General features: G+C 40.0%; 21 protein-coding genes, 1 tRNA gene and 1 pseudogene. 4 read left to right on the plus strand and 19 right to left on the minus strand.

Annotated elements, in window-relative coordinates; genetic code table 11:
* Position 1: 1 nt before the first annotated feature.
* From dltB to HMPREF1481_RS10800, 3 genes are read right to left on the minus strand one after another with little or no spacing between them, the layout of a single operon-like run.
* A complete protein-coding gene (gene dltB, locus HMPREF1481_RS10380) occupies positions 2-1246 on the minus strand; it encodes a D-alanyl-lipoteichoic acid biosynthesis protein DltB (RefSeq protein ID WP_016466574.1) in 1245 nt (414 codons plus the stop codon).
* Positions 1243-2793, minus strand: coding sequence for a D-alanine--poly(phosphoribitol) ligase subunit DltA (gene dltA / locus HMPREF1481_RS10385; protein ID WP_016466575.1), 1551 nt, complete (start codon positions 2791-2793; stop codon positions 1243-1245). Before dltA ends, dltB begins: the two co-directional genes overlap by 4 nt.
* 17 nt (positions 2794-2810) lie before the next feature.
* Positions 2811-2942 carry a teichoic acid D-Ala incorporation-associated protein DltX gene (locus HMPREF1481_RS10800; RefSeq protein ID WP_006154052.1) on the minus strand — a complete coding sequence of 44 codons (132 nt, stop codon included), beginning with the start codon at positions 2940-2942 and terminating at the stop codon, positions 2811-2813.
* Positions 2943-3230: 288 nt separating this feature from the next.
* Between HMPREF1481_RS10800 and hslO the strand changes: the two genes are divergently transcribed.
* Both hslO and dusB read left to right on the plus strand, forming a co-directional pair.
* A complete protein-coding gene (hslO, locus tag HMPREF1481_RS10390) occupies positions 3231-4103 on the plus strand; it encodes an Hsp33 family molecular chaperone HslO (protein WP_016466576.1) in 873 nt (290 codons plus the stop codon).
* A complete protein-coding gene (dusB, locus tag HMPREF1481_RS10395; protein ID WP_016466577.1) occupies positions 4090-5070 on the plus strand; it encodes a tRNA dihydrouridine synthase DusB in 981 nt (326 codons plus the stop codon). Before hslO ends, dusB begins: the two co-directional genes overlap by 14 nt.
* A 46-nt stretch (positions 5071-5116) precedes the next feature.
* Here dusB and HMPREF1481_RS10400 read toward each other — a convergent pair whose 3' ends face one another.
* Both HMPREF1481_RS10400 and HMPREF1481_RS10405 read right to left on the minus strand, forming a co-directional pair.
* On the minus strand, positions 5117-5803 hold the full coding sequence (locus HMPREF1481_RS10400; RefSeq protein WP_016466578.1) for a YoaK family protein: 687 nt from the start codon (positions 5801-5803) through the stop codon (positions 5117-5119).
* Between the two features lie 120 nt (positions 5804-5923).
* Complete coding sequence (locus tag HMPREF1481_RS10405) at positions 5924-6619, minus strand: hypothetical protein (protein ID WP_016466579.1); 696 nt, start codon at positions 6617-6619, stop codon at positions 5924-5926.
* A gap of 279 nt (positions 6620-6898) precedes the next feature.
* On the opposite strand from HMPREF1481_RS10405, the gene HMPREF1481_RS10805 reads away from it, so the two are divergent.
* Positions 6899-7129 (plus strand): hypothetical protein, encoded by a 231-nt coding sequence (locus HMPREF1481_RS10805; RefSeq protein WP_016466580.1) that lies wholly within the window; start codon positions 6899-6901, stop codon positions 7127-7129.
* A 49-nt stretch (positions 7130-7178) separates the two neighbouring features.
* On the opposite strand, the gene HMPREF1481_RS10410 is transcribed toward HMPREF1481_RS10805, so the two are convergent.
* From HMPREF1481_RS10410 to HMPREF1481_RS10420, 3 genes are all read right to left on the minus strand, one after another.
* The gene (locus HMPREF1481_RS10410; protein WP_016466581.1) at positions 7179-7952 is read right to left on the minus strand and encodes an NUDIX domain-containing protein; all 774 of its coding nucleotides are present in this window, start codon (positions 7950-7952) and stop codon (positions 7179-7181) included.
* A 75-nt stretch (positions 7953-8027) separates the two neighbouring features.
* Complete coding sequence (locus HMPREF1481_RS10415) at positions 8028-10460, minus strand: ATP-dependent Clp protease ATP-binding subunit (protein ID WP_016466582.1); 2433 nt, start codon at positions 10458-10460, stop codon at positions 8028-8030.
* 6 nt (positions 10461-10466) lie between these two features.
* The gene (locus HMPREF1481_RS10420; RefSeq protein WP_016466583.1) at positions 10467-10925 is read right to left on the minus strand and encodes a CtsR family transcriptional regulator; all 459 of its coding nucleotides are present in this window, start codon (positions 10923-10925) and stop codon (positions 10467-10469) included.
* A gap of 270 nt (positions 10926-11195) precedes the next feature.
* Between HMPREF1481_RS10420 and HMPREF1481_RS10425 the strand changes: the two genes are divergently transcribed.
* Complete coding sequence (locus HMPREF1481_RS10425) at positions 11196-11756, plus strand: DUF308 domain-containing protein (protein WP_016466584.1); 561 nt, start codon at positions 11196-11198, stop codon at positions 11754-11756.
* Between the two features lie 107 nt (positions 11757-11863).
* Here the strand turns inward: HMPREF1481_RS10425 and HMPREF1481_RS10430 are convergent, their stop codons facing one another.
* The 11 genes and pseudogenes from HMPREF1481_RS10430 to HMPREF1481_RS10480 all read right to left on the minus strand — a co-directional run bounded on the left by HMPREF1481_RS10430 (position 11864) and on the right by HMPREF1481_RS10480 (position 22118).
* Positions 11864-12592, minus strand: coding sequence for an ABC transporter ATP-binding protein (locus HMPREF1481_RS10430; RefSeq protein WP_016466585.1), 729 nt, complete (start codon positions 12590-12592; stop codon positions 11864-11866).
* Positions 12592-13599: an ABC transporter substrate-binding protein gene (locus HMPREF1481_RS10435; RefSeq protein WP_016466586.1), complete on the minus strand. Its 1008-nt coding sequence runs from the start codon at positions 13597-13599 to the stop codon at positions 12592-12594. Before HMPREF1481_RS10435 ends, HMPREF1481_RS10430 begins: the two co-directional genes overlap by 1 nt.
* A 37-nt stretch (positions 13600-13636) precedes the next feature.
* Positions 13637-14395, minus strand: a complete 759-nt coding sequence (locus HMPREF1481_RS10440) for an ABC transporter permease (protein WP_016466587.1) — start codon at positions 14393-14395, stop codon at positions 13637-13639.
* Positions 14358-14658 (minus strand): annotated as a pseudogene (locus tag HMPREF1481_RS10560) (thiamine-binding protein). The gene HMPREF1481_RS10440 and the pseudogene HMPREF1481_RS10560 overlap by 38 nt, the downstream one beginning before the upstream one ends.
* Before the next feature lie 253 nt (positions 14659-14911).
* Positions 14912-16444 (minus strand): cardiolipin synthase, encoded by a 1533-nt coding sequence (gene cls / locus HMPREF1481_RS10450; RefSeq protein ID WP_016466589.1) that lies wholly within the window; start codon positions 16442-16444, stop codon positions 14912-14914.
* A 171-nt stretch (positions 16445-16615) separates the two neighbouring features.
* The gene (locus HMPREF1481_RS10455; RefSeq protein ID WP_016466590.1) at positions 16616-17560 is read right to left on the minus strand and encodes a 3-oxoacyl-[acyl-carrier-protein] synthase III C-terminal domain-containing protein; all 945 of its coding nucleotides are present in this window, start codon (positions 17558-17560) and stop codon (positions 16616-16618) included.
* Positions 17561-17574: 14 nt separating this feature from the next.
* Positions 17575-18837 carry a F390 synthetase-related protein gene (locus HMPREF1481_RS10460; protein ID WP_016466591.1) on the minus strand — a complete coding sequence of 421 codons (1263 nt, stop codon included), beginning with the start codon at positions 18835-18837 and terminating at the stop codon, positions 17575-17577.
* Positions 18815-19630 carry an MBL fold metallo-hydrolase gene (locus HMPREF1481_RS10465; RefSeq protein WP_016466592.1) on the minus strand — a complete coding sequence of 272 codons (816 nt, stop codon included), beginning with the start codon at positions 19628-19630 and terminating at the stop codon, positions 18815-18817. The genes HMPREF1481_RS10460 and HMPREF1481_RS10465 overlap by 23 nt, the downstream gene beginning before the upstream one ends.
* The gene (locus tag HMPREF1481_RS10470; RefSeq protein WP_025173318.1) at positions 19605-20585 is read right to left on the minus strand and encodes an NAD-dependent epimerase/dehydratase family protein; all 981 of its coding nucleotides are present in this window, start codon (positions 20583-20585) and stop codon (positions 19605-19607) included. The genes HMPREF1481_RS10465 and HMPREF1481_RS10470 overlap by 26 nt, the downstream gene beginning before the upstream one ends.
* Positions 20585-21856, minus strand: a complete 1272-nt coding sequence (locus HMPREF1481_RS10475; protein ID WP_016466594.1) for a glycosyltransferase — start codon at positions 21854-21856, stop codon at positions 20585-20587. The genes HMPREF1481_RS10470 and HMPREF1481_RS10475 overlap by 1 nt, the downstream gene beginning before the upstream one ends.
* A 188-nt stretch (positions 21857-22044) precedes the next feature.
* A tRNA-Pro gene (locus HMPREF1481_RS10480) sits at positions 22045-22118 on the minus strand.
* Between the last annotated feature and the right edge of the window lie 33 nt (positions 22119-22151).

A 22151-nucleotide genomic window follows, 5' to 3' on the forward strand; every position in this document is an offset into this window, starting at 1 on the left:
TTTATTTTTTAAACCATAAATCATTCAAAAATCCAGAAAAGATTAAGAACGACACCATTACGACATGAAAGGTTATCACCATGCCAATCAACTGAGCCCAACGATTCTCAAGCAAGGGAGCTCTCCCTGCTTTCTTACGTTCTTTATTGAGCGTTTTTTTCTTCCGAACCCAGGCATCATTAATGACTAAGCCTACTCCATGAAAGAGTCCGTAGACGATGTAAAACCAAGTTATCCCATGCCAGAAGCCCATAAGGAGCATGTTCAGGATATAGGCGACACTTGAAGTCATATTTCGATTCTTAAACAATCTCTTTCTCGTCATCAACATAACCATACGCATGAAGACAAAGTCACGGAACCAGAAAGATAAACTCATGTGCCAACGATTCCAAAACTCTTTCAAATCTCTCGACAAGAAAGGTTTGTTGAAGTTGATTGGACTACGAATTCCCATCAGATTTGAAATCGCCAAAGCAAACATAGAATAACCCGCAAAATCAAAGAAGAGCTCCAAACCAAATGTATACATGACTGCGACCACATAATAGTTAAAGAGACCACCTGTCTGTAAAGCTAGATTTTTTAGCGGAGGTAATAAGATTTCACCTAAAATATGAGCTAGGATAAATTTATACAGAAATCCTAACATGATATACCGAACGGACTCAGCTAGCATATCCATCAATTCATCGCGTTCTGGAATCGTCTTATAATTTTCATTAAAACGTTTGAAACGATCAATGGGACCACTTGAGAAAGTCGGCATAAAGAGAAGAAAACGCAAATATTCCCACATTTTCAAATCCTTAATGACTCCATCTCTCAGTTCGATGATGATTCCCACCGAACGAAAGGTCAAATAAGAGATTCCTATAAATCCCAGGAAAGACTGTGTGCCATTAATAGCTGGTTGCACCTTTACAAAGATGATGGGAAGTAACGATAATAGACTCACCAAGTAGAAAATCCATTTGCCATCTCGGACTTTTCGATACTGCTTGTAAAAAAGTACCAGTAATATTTGCCATATCAGATAAATTCCTAAGGCAGCTATTTGATTAGTCTTGCCCCCCGTCAACATAGTAACGATAAAGAACAAACTAACCAATATTTCATACCAGGCAAAACGTTTTTTGAAAAAAAGACCGATAAAGATTGGCAAAATTGCAGCAATCACATACAAAAAATACTGCGGATTCCCATACGGCTCAATATAAGGTAGCTGTTTCAGGAAATCCATCATCTATTATTCACCTCATTAATCAATCCTTTAATGTCAATCTTCCCATTTGGAGTTAGTGGTAAATCCTCTCTATAAAGGAACTTAGATGGCATCATATAAGACATCATAATATCCTCCAAATCTTCCTTAATGGCCTTCGTGATATCAATTTCACGCTCAAATTGTTCTTTGACGCCCTCTTTTAAGATGACATAAGCCAAGAGATTTTGGACCTTGTGATCTTTATTATAACGTGGAACTGCGACAGCCGATTCGATATACTTCGATTTGTTCAAGTTCTGAGAGACATCCTCTAGCTCGATACGATAACCGTTAAACTTGATTTGGAAGTCCATCCGTCCACCATAGAGAAGGAGACCTTCATCCGTCATGGTTCCGACATCTCCTGTATGGTAGGCCGGAAGACCTTCGAATTCGAAGAAGGCTTCTGCTGTTTTCTCTGGGTTATTCATATAACCCTTTGAAACGGCTGGACCAGATACGATGATCTCCCCTTGCTCACCATTTGGCAATTTGTTGCCTGCCTCATCAATGATGAAGGTTGGAGAATCTTCTTTGGTGTAACCAATTGGCAGACGTTTCAAAGTCGCTAACATCTCATCTGTAACGGCTACAGCCGAAAGAGCTACAGTTGCTTCTGTTGGGCCGTAGGCATTGATGATGCGTGCATTTGGGAAACGCTCGCGCAATTTCTGAGCGGTTTTAACGGTCAACTCTTCCCCATCAAAGTAGAAATGGGTGATTCCTGGCATCTTTTCAGCATTGAAATCTTCAGATAACATGGCCATATCTGCAAAAGATGGTGTTGAAGTCCAGATTGCAATCGGAAGAGAAAAGATTGTCGCAAAGAGTTGTTTGAAGTCTTGAGTGATGGCTGACGGAAGAGCAAAAAGGGTTCCTCCAAGAGCCAAGGTCGGTGCCCAGTACATGACAGACAAGTCAAAAGAATATGGTGGTTGTGCCAACATTTGCGGACGCTCTGGCGTTGCAAATTCCTTATCCGTAATCATCCAGTTGGTAAAGCTGAGCAAGTTGTCGTGCGAAATTTGCACCCCTTTTGGTTTCCCAGTTGTCCCTGAGGTAAAGATGATGTAGTAGTTATCATCCCCTTTGACCGGATGTTGCAAGTCATAGGCATGCTGAGCCGCATAAGCTTCATGCACTTGCTCCAAGGACATGATTGGAGCAACTGGGTTTTCCAATGGAAATTCATTGATGGCAATGATTAAGCTTGGCTCTGCTACTTCAACAATGGCAGATACGCGCTCCAAGGCAGAGTGGCTATCAATTGGGATATAGGCATGGCCAGATTTTGTCAAGGCAACAAAGGTAGCCAACATCTCATACTCCTGACCACCAAAAACGACTACAGGAGATTTTTCAGGTAATCCTAGATGATCAATGACTGCAGCCAAGCTATCAGAATCGGCTTTCAAATCACCATAGGTATGTTCCTTACCAAGAACATTATATACCGGAAAATTGGGCTGAGTTTGAGCGAAATGCTCAATTCTTTCAATCATATCTCTAATTGGCTTATTAGACACGACGCTCTCTCCTTAAACTAAAATTCATTGTAAATAAAACTTCCCTGACTTTGCCCTAGATAACTAAAGAAATAAAGTAACCCCAGCAAAACAATAAAATACAGGACTGTCTGCCCTAAAAAAACATAGTATGGTTTCTTTTTGTTCATGGTTAATTTCTTTTCTGTAAATTTTCATCAATTTTTTCGCAAACATACAATTGCTATTTTATCTTGTTCCCATTTTACCACTTTATTCCCTTTGTTTTCAACTGTTTACTATTTTTTTAGAAGTTGATTTTTGCTTATTTTAAGACAAGGTAAAATCTTGATGAAAACATCCTTTGAAAATCTAAATCTTATGACATCCTAAAACCAGCAAATTATAAATCAAACAATTTGAAAGACTAGCAAACACCCCACTCCCCCTTTGAGCATTTTTATGCTAAAATAGTAGCTATGGATAAAATTATTAAAACAATATCAGAAAGTGGATCTTTTCGTGCTTATGTACTGGACAGCACTGAAACCGTCCGCACTGCTCAAGAAAAACATCAAACTCAAGCTAGCTCAACTGTGGCACTTGGTCGTACTTTGATTGCCAGTCAAATTCTCGCCGCAAACGAAAAGGGGAATACCAAAATTACTGTCAAAGTCCTCGGAACTAGCTCACTCGGAGCCATCATCACCGTTGCAGATACTAAGGGAAATGTCAAAGGTTATGTACAAAACCCTGGTGTGGATATTAAAAAAACTGCAACTGGTGAAGTACTAGTGGGACCTTTTGTCGGCAATGGACAATTTCTAGTTATTACTGATTACGGCACTGGAAACCCTTATAATTCCATGACGCCTCTTATCTCTGGAGAAATTGGCGAAGACCTAGCTTTTTACCTAACAGAAAGCCAACAAACTCCGTCAGCAGTTGGACTTAATGTCCTTTTAGATGAAGATGACAAGGTCAAGGTTGCTGGTGGCTTCTTGCTACAAGTATTGCCAAATGCCAAGGAAGAAGAAATCGCCCGTTTTGAAAAACGTATCCAAGAAATGCCAGCCATTTCAACACTGCTAGAGAGTGACGACCATATCGAAGCCCTTCTCAAAGCTATCTACGGCGACGAACCATACAAACGTCTGTCTGAAGAAGAAATTCGTTTCCAATGCGACTGTAGCAAAGAACGCTTTATGAATGCTCTTGCTAGCCTTCCAAGTTCAGATTTGCAGGAAATGAAGGATGAAGACCACGGGGCAGAAATTACTTGTCAATTCTGCCAAACAACTTATAACTTTGATGAAAACGACCTGGAGGAACTCATTCGTGGCAAATCTTAATACACCTTTTATGATTGGAAATGTTGAGATTCCCAATCGTACCGTTTTAGCACCTATGGCAGGCGTAACTAACTCTGCCTTTCGTACCATTGCAAAAGAGCTCGGAGCTGGCCTTGTGGTCATGGAAATGGTCTCTGACAAAGGTATCCAATACAACAATGAAAAGACTCTTCACATGCTTCATATCGATGAAGGAGAAAACCCAGTTTCAATCCAACTTTTCGGAAGCGACGAAGATAGCCTAGCACGCGCAGCAGAATTCATCCAAGAAAACACCAAGACCGATATCGTTGATATCAACATGGGCTGCCCAGTTAATAAAATCGTCAAAAACGAAGCTGGGGCTATGTGGCTCAAGGATCCAGACAAGATCTATTCTATCATTAACAAGGTTCAATCAGTCCTTGATATCCCTCTCACTGTCAAAATGCGTACAGGCTGGTCTGACCCATCCCTAGCAGTAGAAAATGCCCTTGCCGCTGAAGCTGCAGGTGTTTCTGCCCTTGCTATGCATGGTCGTACCCGTGAGCAAATGTATACTGGTCATGCTGACCTAGAGACTCTTCACAGGGTTGCACAAGCTCTGACTAAGATTCCATTTATCGCTAATGGTGACATCCGCACCGTCCAAGATGCCAAACAACGCATCGAAGAAGTCGGTGCTGATGCTGTTATGATTGGTCGAGTTGCTATGGGCAATCCTTATCTCTTCAATCAAATCAATCATTACTTCGAAACGGGAGAAATCCTTCCTGATTTGACCTTCGAAGATAAAATGAAAATCGCTTATGAACACTTGAAACGCTTGATTGACCTCAAGGGAGAAAAGGTTGCTGTTCGTGAATTCCGTGGACTAGCTCCTCACTATCTCCGTGGTACATCCGGAGCTGCTAAACTTCGTGGAGCCATTTCACAAGCTAGCACTCTGGCAGAAATTGAAGCACTCTTACAATTAGATAAAGCATAATCTTCTATCTCACAAAAAGGCAAAGCTCAAAATGAGCCTTGCCTTTTTATATATTCTCATCTTGCAAATCGAGTTGCTTCACTCTAGCTATATAGTAGGACATAATCAAAAACAAATTGAAGCTGACAATCCAAATAGACCATTCATGGAAAAAATGCATCGATACAGCCAAACTAATTGCCCCCGCTACGAAACTTCCTACAACAATCCCATAGTTCAAGGCTTGACGACGATATTCTTGGATATTCCCTTCTCCCCTAGTTATGCGATACAAAGCGGTCAACATCTTTCGGTAATTTCCAGAGGTCATAAAAATGACATAGGGATGATCCTCAATCAAACTACCCGTAAATGTTAGCATCATCATGCCTGTCCCAAAAGCAATAAAAGGAACTTCTAGTAAGGGAAATCTCGAAAAGAAAGGTAGAATAAGGGTTCCGATAAATAAGGGAAGTAGCATCTTAACTCGCCAATAGGCTGTTTTACGATATTCCTTCATGTGTAATGCAAAAATAAACCCTAGGGAAAAGAAAATAATAGAACAGAATCGCAACATGGTATTGATGACATGTGAGTCATGCCAGTCCGATATCAGTAGAAGAATGTTCCCTGTCTGTGTAGCCACCAAACTATGGTACTGGATATGACAAAATACATCCAAAGAACCACCTATAAAGCCAAGGAGCACTCCCATGAGTCTTGTGTTTTGAGGTAAAATTAATTTATCAGCCATTGATTTATCACTCATTCCTCTTTGATGCATTTATTATACCACTTCTCTTGGAGAAACTAAGTGAAAAATAGTCGGCCCACTCTTTGTGCAACTAACTCTAAATATAAACTGATACAACTTCTATGGCTGAATCAAGACAACGCTATTGACTGTACCATCCGCACCTGTTGTAATTTGGATGATTTTTCCACCACCAATCTTAGCATTATACTTACCATCGTCAAGAGTATAGGCGTAGCCTCTGATAGAATAGTTTTCTTTATTTCCATCAGCTGTTTCTACTGTAAATTGGCCACTTGGTGAAACTGTAATGGTTTCACCATTTGCCCCCTTCCAGCTTCCTGCTGCTGCTGAAAAATCACCATCAACCATCGTTAAAACGCCTTTGTAACGTTTATTATGTTCTGCCTGCTGATCTTGTAATTTGCGGTCAGTAGTTGGATCATAAGTTGACTGACTTGCTTGATTTGATTGACTTTGTGAAGCTTGCTGATTAGAAGATGATTGGGCTGGTGTTTCCTGTTGCTGAGGAGCTTGTGGGGTTTGTGCTACTTGATTAGATTCTTGTCCTTGAGTTGTAGGACTTGAGGCTTGTTCAGTGGAGGCAACAGCTTTTTCTGAAGTAGTGGTGCTTGTTGAAGTTTGAGATTTACTATCTTTGTTAGAAGAGCTTGCCTTTGAACTTGATGTCGTTTGTGTTGTCTTGTTAGCATTGTCATTTTTAGCTTCTTCTTTTTTATTTCCGCATGCTCCTAAAAGCAAAGTCGAAGCCAATACGGCAACTGCTAGTAAACGAATGGATTGTTTTGTTTTCATAACATTTACCTCCTGTAATCTTTTTGAAATGTTGTGAAATACTTTTGTAATATTATTGTAATATTTATACTGGTTTTTGTCAACTATTTATATAAATTTTTTAGCAAATTTATTGATACTTTTTGTTTGCTTTCACCCCTCCTATCTCTACTATTCGTAAAGAATTAAAAAAAGAAGGTTCTTTCTACTGAAATGCTATATTTTAAAAGTGTAATCGCTTGCATTTTTTTCTTGAAGGGCTATAATAAAATTGAAATAGGATATTGGAGGTGTAGACTTATGTCAAGCAAATATTACAAATATCTTCCTTGGATAATTTTAGGTGCTTTCTGCTCTTATCAGTCTGCAAGTCGCTATGCCCAGACTACATTTGATTTATTTTATTTAACCACAATCTTCATGATTGTCTATATGTCTCTACTATACTTACACGAACATTATTTAAAATACAAATACAAAGATTTCTTCATTCGAACCATGAGTAATTCTAAAAAAGATGAACATTCTTAAACAAAAAATAACAACAAAAAGAGGTTGGGATTTTGTCCCGACCTCTTTTTTATTTTAATCGATAAATAGTGATGACTTCCTTCTGAGGTATCCGTTTAAAACCAACTTCCTCTAAGCCATCTCCATATTTCTCTAAGAAACTCTCACTCGTATCTGATTTCCCTGGGCATAGAGTCTCAATGAGGGCTAGGCCGTCATCCACTGTGAACTCATCCTCTAGTAGATAAAGGAAACGAGGGTCATAGTCGATAGCTTTTTGAATCTTCTGGATGGATGTTTGAATAATGGATAAGTGGTCAAATGCAAAGTCCTTCTCTTCCAGTTCTTTGCCATCCAAATAACACTTCCCTGTGTGAAAATCAACATCTACAAGAACGACTTCTTTTGCATCGTCTCCAGCCTTAGCTAGATCAATTGCTCGGCTAGGTAGGTAAACCAAGTGGGCAATGGTAACTGTCCAACCTCTGGGATCACGACCAGGAGTCGATACCGTTACTAACTGTTCAATCTTTTCTAAGGGAAGTTCAAGATTGATTTCTTCTTTTACCTCACGTTGACAAGCATGGGCAGCATCTTCCCCCTTATCCATAAATCCGCCAACTAGCGCTAAACAATTTTGAAAAGGATGTGCCTTCCGACGAATCAGAAAGAGTTTCATTTTTCCTTCTACAAAGCAATAAGCTACCATATCCACAGTCACACTTGGTTTTTCGTACTGAGGGAGTGCTTGCTTGTGGTACCAGTCTAAGAATTCAGCTTGACTAGCATGAACTTCAAAGTACTCTTTTTCTGTCATCCCGGTTGGAATAGTTTGATTCATCATCTTCTACTTCCTTTCTGCATTGATGGCAATGAAGGGTTTCTCTCTACTTTAACTGGAGTATCCTAGTTCTTGTTTTTATACAATGTCAAATTTCAATTGACCAGCTTTGACGCCAATCTTAAGTGTCTTACCTTCTTTCAGTTCACCTGTAAGAAGGAGTTCTGCTAGTTTGTCTTCTACTTCTGTTTGCAGAGTTCTGCGTAGTGGGCGAGCTCCCATCTCTGGATCATATCCCTTCTGAGCTAGAAGCTTAAGGGCAGATGTTTGGAGTTTCAAGTCAATCCCTTTTTCTGCTAGGCTAGCAATCAATGGTTTGACCATAATCTTAACCACTTCCTGCATATCTTGACTTGACAAGCTATGGAAGACCACTTTTTCATCAATACGGTTGATAAACTCTGGGCGGTAAGTTTTTTTCAACTCTTCAAACATTCGTTTTTCCATATTTTCCTGATCAAAACGAATATCCTTAGCTCCAAAACCGACTGTCTTGTCATCACGAAGTGCTGTCGCACCGAGGTTCGACGTCATGATAATGATGGTATTTGAAAAATCAACCTTACGGCCTTTACTGTCCGTCAAGACACCATCATCCAAGACTTGCAAGAGAACATTAAAGATATCTGGGTGAGCCTTTTCTACCTCGTCAAAAAGCAAGACTGAATATGGTTTGTTGCGAACCTTCTCGGTCAGCTCTCCACCTTCTTCATAGCCTACATAACCTGGAGGAGCTCCGTTGAGACGGCTGGCTGCAAATTTCTCCATGTACTCACTCATGTCAAAGCGGATAAGGGCAGATTCGTCATCAAAGAGGACTTCTGCCAAAGCCTTAGCCAATTCAGTTTTACCAACACCAGTTGGCCCTAAGAACATAAAGGATCCAATTGGACGTTTGTTATTGCGAATACCTGATTGATTTCGGCGGATGGCACGACTGATACTAGATACAGCTTGTTCCTGTCCAATAACACGTTTATGCAGTTCAGATTCAAGGTTGAGATACTTCTTGGCATCCGTTTGTGTCAATTTTTGAACTGGAATACCTGACAAGCGACTCAAAGTTGTCAAAATATCAGATTCTTTTACTACATCTTTATAAACAGGTGCTTCCTGCTCTTTTGAAATGAGTTGCGTTGCTTGCTTCCATTTGCCATCCATCAAGGCCTTGTCAGCAGCTGTTAGGCCTGACTCGTCTTTTTTAGCGTGTTTTGATTTATTTTGGACAGTTGCTGCGGCTTCATCCAAAAGGTCAATCGCTGAGTCTGGCAAGTGACGACTTGTCAAATAGCGATGCGCCATTTTAACAGCTGTTTCGACTGCATCGTCTGTAATTTGGACATGGTGGTGTTTCTCATAGGTTGCTTTCAAGCCCTGTAAGATAGCCATACTATCAGCCACGCTCGGCTCCTCAATCATCACTTTAGCAAAGCGACGAGAAAGGGCTGCATCTTTTTCGATATGTTTTTGGTATTCTTCCTGAGTAGTTGCTCCGACAGTTCTCAGAGTTCCACGTGCCAAGGCAGGTTTCAGGATATTTGCCGCATCTAAGGTCGAATCAATCCCACTTCCTGAACCCATAATAGTATGAAGCTCATCGATAAAGAGGATAACCTTACCATCTTCCTCGATATCTTTGATGATATTGTTCATACGTTCTTCAAAGTCCCCACGGAAGCGAGTTCCTGCAACCACATTCATCAAGTCAAGCTCTAGAACACGCATCTTAGCCATTTCAGCTGGTACATCTCCATTAGCAATTCGCTGCGCAAGGCCAAGTGCCAAAGCTGTTTTACCAACACCTGCATCTCCAACTAGAACTGGATTGTTTTTGGTCTTACGGCTCAAGATTTGGATCATACGAGAGATTTCTTGATCACGTCCGATAACTGGCTCCAATTTGCCTGAACGAGCTTGCTCTGTGACATCATGAGTGTAATCTTCCAAACCACCACTTGGAGTTTGAGGCATGCCCATCATATTGGCCATAGAATTTTGCTTATCTGCTACTGAGCGATGGCGCTGACGTAGAGCCTTCAAATCTTCCTTTGTCCAACCAGCACGCGCTTCAAGGCTACGACGAAGTCCAGCAATTTTGACTTGGTCCTTCTGGTCTTCATAAGAAAAGCCAGCTTTTTCCAAAATGCGAGTAGCTAGGGCATTGCCATCATGCAAGATAGCGTAGAGAAGATGCTCTGTCCCCAATGCTTTGGCATGTACAACCGAAGCAACATGTTCCGCCTCCAACATCAAGACGTTTAAGCGATAGGAAAAAGGGAGTTCCTGATAATCTTCCTTGTGGTTAAAGTTTGCCTCTGTCAATTCTACAGCAACTTCCTCTAAACGATCAATCTCATACGGGAATTCATTCAAAGTTGCTCCAGCAACACTGTAGCTATGATTGGCCATAGCAATCAGTAGGTGCCAAGACTCCAGGTAGTCTGCTCCAAAGCGACTCGCCACTAGAAAGGCACTGTCGATACATTCTCTCAATGCTTTTGAATATTCCATTAAATTTTATTTTCCTTTTCTATCTACTTCATGCAATATCTGACGAAGCATATTCGCACGAATATAATCAGCTTCCTCGCCCAAAACACGATCTGAGGCCGTTGCAACTAACAGATTCATCTCCTGACGAGTCAAGAGTTCTTGTTCAAGTAAAAGTTTTAAAACATCTTCAAAGATGACTGAGCTAACTTCTTCACCTACTGAATACAATAAATCGCGGAGCATTTCATGGTGGTTTGAGAATTCAATTCGGCCAATCCGAATATAGCCCCCACCTCCTCGCTTACTCTCAACTAGATACCCTCTACTCTCTGTAAAACGAGTTTTAATCACATAGTTAATCTGGCTAGGTACGACTTGAAAGGTATCCGCTAGCTGGCTTCGTTGCAATTCTACGATACCAGATTGTTCTAAAATTGCCTTGATATAGGCTTCAATATGGTCCGATGTATTTTTAAATTTCATAGCTTGCTACCTCCTTCTTAAACTTTGACTATCTTTGACTATACTATCATTTAAGAATCCATAAGTCAAATTTTTAGAGCTCAAGCCTTGAAAATACTGACTTTTAAAAATATTTATCGGTAACTAACGATGCCTTATTCCATTTTCTATTCTACATTTATGTTATAATAAAAAAGTTACAGCTAGCTTTCAAATCCTTTGAAAGTATGTAAATGAGTAGCAAACATGTGCAAATTCTGATTCACAATAAAAGCTGAGAAAGGTTTCGCTATGAAACAGGAAAATAAAATTTTTGGGATTCTAGCTATTATTTTGGGAGCTATTGCACTCCTTGGTTCTTGGATTCCTGGTATCAATCAAATTTCATTCTTAATCGCTATCCTTGCACTTATCCTCGGTATTGTCGGCTTATGTATTAACCGTAAAAATAAAAAAGTATTAGCTATTGTTGGTACTATTCTTTCTGTAGCATCTATTGTTTTTGCTGTGGGTAGTCAAGTTATCTATAATCAAATCCAAAAGAATGCTGTTCAAAATGCCGCGTCTACGAATCAATCAGAAGAAGAATTTACATGGACCAAAGAACAATTCGATGCTCTTAAACAAGGTGATATTCTTCAACGCGGAGCTGGTGGTACAAATTACGATGATGTCATAAAAGAACACGGACAACCATCTAAAGAAAGTACAACTAAGAAAAAAGATCGTGAAAATAAAGTCATTTCTTATGTATCAACAGGCAATAACATCAAGTCTGTTACTCTGACATTTGACAAACAAGAGGATGGTACATACTTGCTCATCTCTAAAGTATCGATGGGATTAGAATAAAGCATTGATCTACAGACGTGAATATTAAACATCTAAAAATAAAACTTCGGTATATTGATAGTATACCGAAGTTTTTTGTAGTGTGAATTATTTCCAGCTCTTGAAAACTAGAGTTCCAGACCTAACTCCTCTAATATCTGTCGTTTGTAGGCAATTTTTTGAACTTCCTTGTCTTCAGTATCAGACCAATCAAGTTTGATTTCAGCAACAATCTGTCCTGGACGATTTTTCAAGATATAAATCCGATCACTGAGATTCAGCGCTTCCTCGATACTATGTGTAATGATTAGTGTCGTCAATCCTAGCTGCTTATGAATATCAAGATACCAGGCGTGGAGTTCCATCTTGGTCATCTCGTCTAAGGCACTGAAGGCCTCGTCTAGAAGAAAGAGTTTATGCCCGAAAAGGTAGGTTCGGAGCAAAGCCACACGCTGGCGCATCCCGCCACTAAGCTCATGAGGATACTTGTCCCGTACAGCCGTCAACTGAAAAGTAGCAAGGATTTCATCTGCACGAGCAATGGCTTCTGCTTTATCTACCTTTTGAATCAAGAGGGGCAGGATAACATTGCCTAGCACAGTCTTGTGTTCCAAGAGCAGATCCTTTTGTAGCATATAACTCACGCGCCCCTTGGGATTTTCCTCTCCGTCAAGAATGATTCGCCCTGATTGTACTTCTAAAATCCCTGCAATCAGGTTAAAGAGGGTAGTCTTTCCTACACCACTGGGTCCCAAGATAGAGACCACCTCACCTGAAGTCACTTCTAGGTTGATATCCTCTAAAATCTTTTCATCATCGTAGGCATAGCTTACGTGTTCTAGTCTAATTTCTGTCATTATTTTACAAATTCGTTAGTGAAACCTTTGTCAGTCAAGTCTTCCTTGAGGATACCATTTTCTTTATCCCATTTGTAGAAGGCATTCCAACGGTCAGCGTCAAATTGTCCCCATTTGTCCTTGTCGCTTGCGTATTCTTTTGACAAGTATTTCTGAGATTCGATGACAAAGTCACGTTTATCTTTGAGTTCAGGTGCATTCTTGATGAGGATATCGGCTGCTTCTTCTGGGTGCTCCATGGCATATTGGTAGCCTTTTTTGATGGCTTGGATGACTTTGCGAGCTTCTTCTTTGTTGTCTTTCAGATAATCGTTGTTAGCGATAATAACTGGTGAGTAGTAGTCAAACTCTTTAACATAGTCCTTCAAGTACATAAAGTTGGCATCCACACCTTGCGATTTAGCAAGAATTCCATCCCAACCGTAGTAAATCCAAGCAGAGTCAAAAACGCCATTGGCAATCGGTGTGATAGAGTTTGAGTCGTTGTTTGGTACTTTTTCAACCTTCTCAAAGTCTCCACCTTGAGATTCTACCAAGGTTTTCAGCATAGCAAGCTCAGTTGGGTCATTCCAGGTTCCGTATTTCTTCCCAACCAAGTCTTTAGGACTGTTGATATTGTCAGACTTACGAGAGATAATCCCTGATGTATTGTGCTCTACAATCGCTGCAACGGCAGTAATACCTGCCCCCTTTTCCAATTTCTTAGCCATGTAGTCTTGGAAGTAGACAGCAAACGGCGCCTTACCATTGATAACTAAATCAGATGAGCTTTCTTCTGGTGGCAATTTCAAGTCCACGTCCACTCCAGCTTCCTTGAAATAGCCTTTTTCTTTGGCTACATAAAGCCCTGTATGGTTGGTATTTGGTGTCCAGTCTAGGATAAAGTCAATCTTCTTAAGTTCTGCTTCTTTGTTATCCTTAGAAGCAGTTCCTTGGCCACAAGCCACCAGCACGATAGCTACAAAAGCTGTTACAATCGTTAAAAACACTTTCCATGTTTTCTTCATTTTTATTTCCTCTTTTCTTTTTCCAAAACGCTCTATTTTAAGTACGTTTCCATTTAATCACATATTTTTCACTGATATCAACTAGCTTCATTCCCAGAAGACTGATCAGCGATACCAGAATAATAATCGCGAACATGGTATCATACTGAAACAGTTTTTTGGACTGAATCATGTAGACACCTAATCCTTCAAAGCCTCCCAACCACTCAGATACCACTGTTGTGATAAAGGCGTAGGAGACGCTAACCCTTAGTCCTGCATAAAAGTAAGGCAGGCTGACAGGGATTTTAAAATGCCACAGTATTTGCCAAGGATTGGCTCGCATCAGACTAAACAAGGTCAGCATATCCTTGTCACAGTGTCTAAATCCATCTAGAATACTGACGATAATAGGGAAGGTTGTCGTCAAGATAATCAAGACAATCTTGGGCAAGATTCCATAACCCAACCATAGAACTAGGATAGGGGCTATGGCAATTGTCGGTATGGTCTGGACAACCACCATCATGGGGTAAATCAGGTCATTGAGCCATCCCAAACTATCCATAAGGACGGCCATAATACAGGCTATCAAGACACCCAAGACCAAACCTAGCAAAGCTACTCTCAAGGTTGCCCAACTATGGTACCAGAGAAATTCTCTGTCACGAACAAAAGACTGGAGAATCTCAAGTGGTGTCGGCAGGATAAACTTTGGTAAGAGTTTTAAGAATCCCGCCACCTGCCAAACGGATAAGACACCCAAAAATCCTAGCAGACTAATATGCCGTCTCATGATACTTTTCAAGTTTCTCATCGATGCTTAAAATCTCTCCTATATTTATTTTCATTTATTTTCACATTGGCAAAAACATTGTCTGCCCCTTGACCTGCTACCTCTAGCGCTTCTTTGAGAATGCGCATCAGTTCATCAAAATCTCCCTCTAAGACTGTTTCAAAAGGCGTTACGACCATCGTCACTGATTGAGCTTGTAGATAAGCTATTACCTGATCAATCACTGCTATTCGATCAATTCCTTGTGATAAGGGTAAAACTTGCAAGGCAATGCTTGCTTTCATAAAAACCTCCTCTTCTCAGGTTTTCTTTTAACAAAAAGAAAAACCTTTTTCATATATGAAAAAGGTGCAAAATTAGGCCAAGTATTCGTTCCCTACGCTGGCATTACCCAGATCAGGTGCGGTCGAAGTTTAACACTTCCTCTCAGACTGTACACAGACTCCCATATATTATATGGACATATGATAACGCAAAAAAAACAAGATGTCAAGGAAACTGCTTGCAGAAAAAGAGACGAAAAACCGTCTCTTTCTATTAAAGCATAGGTGCAAATAACTGTGTCACTTCTTTAATCATCATTTGATACCAGGTAGGATTTATGGTATCCGAGAAAATTTCTTGCGACTCTTCGAAAATTTCTTCAAAATCTTTGCGAATATCCGCGATTGACTCTGTTTTGTAGAGTAGTACTGCATTTTCATAGTGATGAACCAAGCTACGATAATCTAAGTTAATCGTACCTACAGCCGCGAATCGATCATCAACAATCATTTGCTTACTATGGATAAAACCAGGTGTGTATTCAAAAATGCGAACACCCGCAGATAAAAGATCTGGATAAGCTCCCCGTGTTACAAGTTGAATGAGCTTCTTATCTGGTATGTGGGGTGTGACTATTCTTACATCTACACCTCGCATCGCCGCATTCTTTATATCCTCTGTTAAATCATAATCGATAATGAGATAAGGCGTTGTGATATAGACAAAATCTTCCGCTTGATTAATCAAGTTTTGATAGACAATTTTACCCACCTTCATCTGGTAGATTGGTTTTGGCCCACTGCCATATGGGATACAAAGTCCACTACCGGATCGTGTCTGATTTTCTAAATGATACTGATCAAAGTCACTGATTTCCCCACGGTTGATGTACCAGTTCATGAGAAATAGTCTTGTGAAGGCTTGAGTCGCCGGACCATCTATACGAATCCCACTATCTTTCCAGTGTCCAAAACGTTCAATCTGATTGATGTATTCGTCTGCAAGGTTGATCCCACCAGTGTAGGAAATCTGCCCATCAATAACCAAGATTTTACGGTGGTCACGGTTGTTATAGGCCACTGTCATACGAGGAATCACCTTATTAAACTTATGAGCATTAATCCCTTTAGACCGCAAATGAACAGTATAATCTCCAGGCAAAGTCACCATACAACCAATATCGTCATAGAGCATCTTGACTTCAACTCCCTGAGCAGCTTTTTCTTCTAGAATTTCGAGCATGCTATCCCACATCAAGCCCTCTTCGACAATGTAGTATTCTAGAAAAATAAATTTTTTAGCTCTCTTTAGATCCTCCAGCATCTGCTGCCACATTTCTTCTCCATTTCCGAAAAATTGTGAATCCGTATGCTCATAGACTTCCGCATTGCTATCCATATGTAGCAAAGCGTTGATAATCCCGTAGGCAGATTTATCTGTTTCTTGTAGGTTCTGATGAAGACTATCTTCATGCTTCTCTTGTAAAGTAATCGAACGCAATTCTCTGAGTTGTTTCAGCTCTTTTTTTGATAGTCGGCGCTCACCAAACATGATATAAAGTAATGGACCAAACACAGGCACAAAGGTCACAATCAACCAAGTCACCTTGCTCTCTGGCGACATAGAACGATTGACAATCGCTATAACGGTTGCTACGCTGATCAAAAATACAAGAGTCACCCAAATAATCGGTGCAATCTGGCTCATGTAAAGAATAATTCCAAAAATAACAAATAATTCTATCAGAATTATCGCAATACTAAAGCCATACTTGGACATCAATAATCGAAATTTTCTGATTCCCATATCTCCCTCTCAATTTCTAAGTCTACTCCCTAATTCAACGTCTGAAAACGCTTGTTACCTTCTAGTATACTTAGTTTCATAAAACTTATCAAGCTTTTTCTGTATAGGCCGATAGTTCTATGTGTAAAATTAATTTAAAAAGCAGGCAACTTACATGTGCCTGCTCTCGTTTTACAATTTCAACGTCAACATATTAACCGTCATACCAGCCGCAGTTCCCATCAAAAAGATAGTATCTCCTTCCTTCACATAGCCATGATCGAGTGCATAGGCCAAGCCAAAAGGTACCGCAACGGAAACCATATTCCCATACTCACTGACAATATTGAGATACTTGTCTTTGCTAACTCCTAGTTTATCCATAACAAGTGGTAATGCTCGGCTAGCTTGATGTGGAATAATATAGTCTACAGCATCTTTAGAAATACCTGATTTCTCTTGGAATTCTTGGAACATTTCTGGGATGACACGAGCAGAAAGCAGGAGGATTTTCTTCCCTTTCATATCAAACATGAAATTGGTCTTCGTTTCTTCAGAGTACTCTTTTGGTTGATAAGAAGTTAGACCTCCACGGATTTCAGTATCGTGAGCTCCTTCTGACCAAGTACGTTGAAGGCTTGCTATCACTCCCTTATCCTTGTCACTTGCTTGGAAAATAAAGGCTGCCGCCCCATCACCAAAGAGTTCATAACTTTCTTTTTGCTTTGGATTGAGACCCAAGCTACCGACTTCACTGGAAACAATCAAAACGCGATGATATTCTCCTGCTTCAATCAAATGTGACATAGTCGAAAGAGCAGAGATGAAACTTGTACAAGTCGTATTGATATCCATAGCTGGAATAGAGAGTCCTTTTGCTACGCGCTCATGAATCAAAGCAGCTGTACACGGAATAGGTTGAACACCTACCGCGCTAGCTGATACAAGGCAATCAATATCTTTAATACTTAAGTTTGCATTTTCAAGTGCACGTTGGATCGCCGCTTCTGCCAAATCTAGCTGTGTTTCTTCATTTTCTACGACACGGTAACGGGTTTGGTCTTTAAATTGCACTGTATTTTTTGGAAGGTAAACTCCATAGCCTGCAATTTCTACATGTCTTTTCACTTCTGTCATAATCTTTTGTCCTTTCATAAACGTTGGATACGTTTGAGCTTACGGCTTGTATCCCAGTGATAATCTGAAAATTGTATTTCAGGTGCTTTAAACTCTTTCTGTTGAGCTAAGAGTCTGAATTGCTCTGTGATTGCTGTTTCTACTTGCTCGTCCCTTCGACTCAGACAAACTTCCACTAACTTCTCAGAATGTTGTTTGACTTGATAGTCTCCGACATTCTCCACAAAGAGAATACAACGTCTGATAAAGTCAGGATAAATCGTGACCTGACCTCCATCCAGTCCTTCAAAGTAGAAGATGTCGTCAGAACGCCCTTCAACCTTGTCAATCCTTGTATAATGAGATCCACAAGGACAAGGTTCAGGATTTTCAACCAAGATATCGTTGAGCTGATAGCGATAAACAGGCTGACTGCTCCGCTTAAAATCAGTAATGACTGGATAAAAACGACGGTCATCCAAGTAGTGTTTTTCCACAAAAATGATGTCTTCGTTGAGATGAAGATTCCCAGCCGAGCACGTACAAGCTAAGAAACCTTCCGTTGCTTGATAAACCTGATCAATAATCGATAATGCAAAAGCGCTCGAAATTCGCTCTTTATCACTATCTTCCAAGATTTCAGCCACCGAAACGATTTTTTGTGGGTGAATGACTAACTCCCCAGCTTTTAGACGCTTGCTCAATTCAATCAACATAGAAGCAGGTGCCACTACGATAGTCGGTTGATAGCTATTAAGTCGATCGATATGCTCATCTGTATTCTTAAAAATATCAAAGTATTCTAAACGAATGAGCGCCGTATTGATGGTCTGATACAATTCATTATCTGCCCTTAGGAAAAAGGCTATACGGTGTCCAAAAAGGTGACCTTTGGGTAACATCTTTGCCAAGATAGCCGCCGCCCACATACTTCTCTCTTTTTCGGTTGTGATAAAGAGTCCCCGGTGTCCAGATGTTCCAGAAGACAGCCCAACAGCTATTTCTCCCTTGAGCTCTGTAAAATTCCTGGTCTTTTCACTTTCGATAGCCAAAGCCAAGGCCTCGTCTCGATCCACACCTTGAGTATTAAGTTCATTGAAATGCGTCATCATAAAAGCTTTATCCATATGGTCAAAGTCGTGAGGCACACCATTTTTAAAATAGGGTGATTCACGTTTTAGAAAGTCCATATAGGCATCTAATTGCTTTTTCTGATAGCATTCTAAGGCTTCTCGAGATTTAAAGTTATGAAGCCAACGAGTCTGGATAAAAGTTTTAAGAAAGGTTATTTTTTTCATACAAAATCCGCTCAATCCTTTCTACAGGGTCATGGCTGACTAGCACTTCTATACCATCTTTTAAAACCTCTTCCAAGAGCTCTGTTCCTTTGATATAGTCTTCCTTACTATCTTGCACCAAGGAAGGAATCAGATGCATCTGTTTCGTATAGGGTAAGAGGTCAATTCCCCAACAAAGATCCGCTGCGATAAAGAGATGATAGTCTGGAATAAAGAGACAGGCTTGGCCCTTAGCATGCCCATCAATAGAAGCTACCAGGATACTTCCGTCTCCAAAAAGATCATTAGTGGAACGATAATTGAAGTTGGAGTTTTGCTGATCTGCCTTTATAACTGTCAATCTTTCTTTGAAGTCACTCGGCAAAAATTCTTTAAAAATTAAATCTTTTAGTTTTGGTTTCTTGTAAACATCATACACTTCCTGGGTTAGAATAAAGGTTGCATTCGGAAAGAAGCTAGCCCCTCCTAAATGATCTGGATGTAGATGAGACAGCAGAACAAAATTAATTTCTTCTGGTTTAATTCCTTTAGCCTTCAGCAAATGCGAAATTAGATCCTGCTCTGTCATTTGAACGGTCGTCCCCAAGCGATATAAAGCATATCTTAGTTTTGTCTTAATATCGTAGTGATAGCCAGTATCATATAGCAGATAACCTTTATCCCTGTGCCTAATCAAAAAGACACCTGCAGGGAAAGTCATCTTTCTATTCTTAACACCTTTAAAGAGCAAACCGGCATAACTCGTACAATATCCCGCTGGGAAATACTCAATGCTTTCGATAATCTTGGACATATTGTTCAATCCCTTCTGAAATACTAATTTTCGGACGATACCCCAATTCCCTCTCAGCCTTGCTAATATCTAGAGTTTGACTATAACGAAGTAGATAATAGGTATATCGTGTTAAAGGCGGTTCCCCTTTCAGATTCAAGGACTTGTAAAGAAACTCTAAACTACTTGCAATTCCTGCTAATAGAGATGCTGGAATTTTTCTATACTTGATTGGGTAACCCAAACCTGTCAAACTTTCCTCTAACAAATCTCTAAAAGCCTTCGGTTCACCATTAGTAATGTTATAGACCTCACCTTTTGCTTCTGGGACTTCTAAGGCTAAACGAATTGCGAGAGCAACATTTTCCACGCAAGTCATGTCCATGAGCTGACGCCCATCTCCAATTAAAGGAATACCAATTTTTTGACTAAGATTGATCACCCGTGGCAAGATGCTGGTATCTCCAATCCCAAACAGTCCCCGAGGCCTCAAGATAATACTAGGAACATCTGGATAATCCTTAAAGAGTCTCTCCGAAGCCAATTTACTACGTATATAGTTATTGAGATTATTTACCTCTGGAGCATCACTTTCTTTGATAGCCAACTGATCCTTAGGAGCAGCATAGATACTTGGCGAAGATACATAGACTAAGCGCTGCATACCTACTTGACGACATGCCTCGAGAACATATTTAGTTCCTAAAACATTAGCCTGATAAAAATCTTCCCAAGGACCCCAAACTGTTGACAGGGCTCCCGCATGAACAACCAGATCCATTTCCTTACAAGCTTCTGTTACATCCTCCGCATTCGTCAAATCACCCTGAAAAAAACTAACTGAAGTATTCTCTAAAGAGCAACCCACCTTACTGTTTCTGCCAAAAGCTCGCACTTGATAACCATGTTCAACTAATTCTTCTACTACATATTTACCCAAGAAACCAGTGGCTCCTGTAACTAATACTTTTTTCATCATTCTTTCTCCTTATCTGCTAACAGACGATGGATTTCGCTTTCCAAAATTTCTGTTGGATGATAGGATTGTGCAGCCTGACGTAAAATTTCTAATTCTGACCAATCTGCTTTAGCAATTAATTTCTCAAAGGCTAAGCCAATCGCTCTCGTATCCTCTTTATTAGCAGTCAGTGCAACACCCGCTTCCACACCACGAACGGCATAATCAAATTGGTCGTAATCGTGAGGCAAAATCAAAGCTGGTTTACCATAAATGATACACTGATAAAAAATTCCAGCTCCACCATGATGAATCACATAATCCATCTGAGGAATGTATTCTTTGTAAGGAAGATAAGAAACAACGGACAGATTCTCCATCAGATTCTCACACTGAAAAGGTTCTCCACCAACTCCACGAGTCACAAAAAAGTGAAAATCAGGATGCGCTTTGGCTAGTTGCTTCGCTTGAAAGATTAGATTATCTTTAGCCCATGCCAGTTGTGTCCCACAAGTAACCAAAACCTTTTTTCGATTAGGGAAAACCGACAAATCTAATGGATAATCCTCTCCAGCCTCAACAGAAGCTCCAGAGGGCCCTACCCACTTGTAGTGTTCTGGAAATCCCTTTTTTAACTCTACTTCTTTCATCCCTATACCAAGGATTGAATACGGAGAATAAATAGTCTCTTGGTCCAGTTGATTATAGAGTCTAAAATTATATCTCTTTAAACGATCACGAAACGAAAAAGATACAATCCGTTTTACTAACCGAGTTCCCTTTCTACCTAAAAATTGTACTGCAGACTCCCAGGCATTCTTGGGACTCCCCATCCCACCAATTAGACAGGGCGGCCCATCAGTAGTCTCTAAAACAAATTGTGTAGCCATAGTAGTAATCCAAGGAATTCCAAGCTGATCTGCCACGAGCCCACCTGACAAAGTTATAAAATCAGCAATAACAATATCTGGGCGATTCTTTTGCCACTCTTTCATTAATTGATCAGAAACTAAATTAATTAAATCGATACTAGCAGAAAGTTGATGATAGGCTGATAAAATCCCTAATTGTTCAGAGTTATTTGCTGCTTTTTCGAACTCCTCAACGTAGCCTTCTAGTATAGTAACTACATTAAAACCTGCAGCCTCAGCAACAGTTTTCTTCTGAGGGCCTGTAAATAGACGGATCTCATACTGAGGATTGTTTAAGAGAGGGAGCAATAGATTCATAGTTGGATACAAATGTCCACTTAAAGGAACAATCACAACATCAATTTTGATTCTTTTCATATGACTAGGATATCAAAAATAAAAAAAAAGAACTATCATAAAGATAATTCTTAGCCAAATAATTCGTTTTTGAAATGAAAATATCATGGAATTTTTAGGAAAATGTAATGAGAATTTACAAGTAAATAGTAAGTTATTAATCCTATCAAATAAAAAAAGGCAACAGCCTCAATTTAAGTATTGACCAATCGGGAAGACAGGATTCGAACCTGCGACACCTTGGTCCCAAACCAAGTACTCTACCAAGCTGAGCTACTTCCCGAGTTAAATGTTTAATGCACCCTAGAGGAGTCGA

The organism is Streptococcus sp. HPH0090 (genome assembly GCF_000411475.1).
Taxonomy (GTDB): Bacteria; Bacillota; Bacilli; order Lactobacillales; family Streptococcaceae; genus Streptococcus.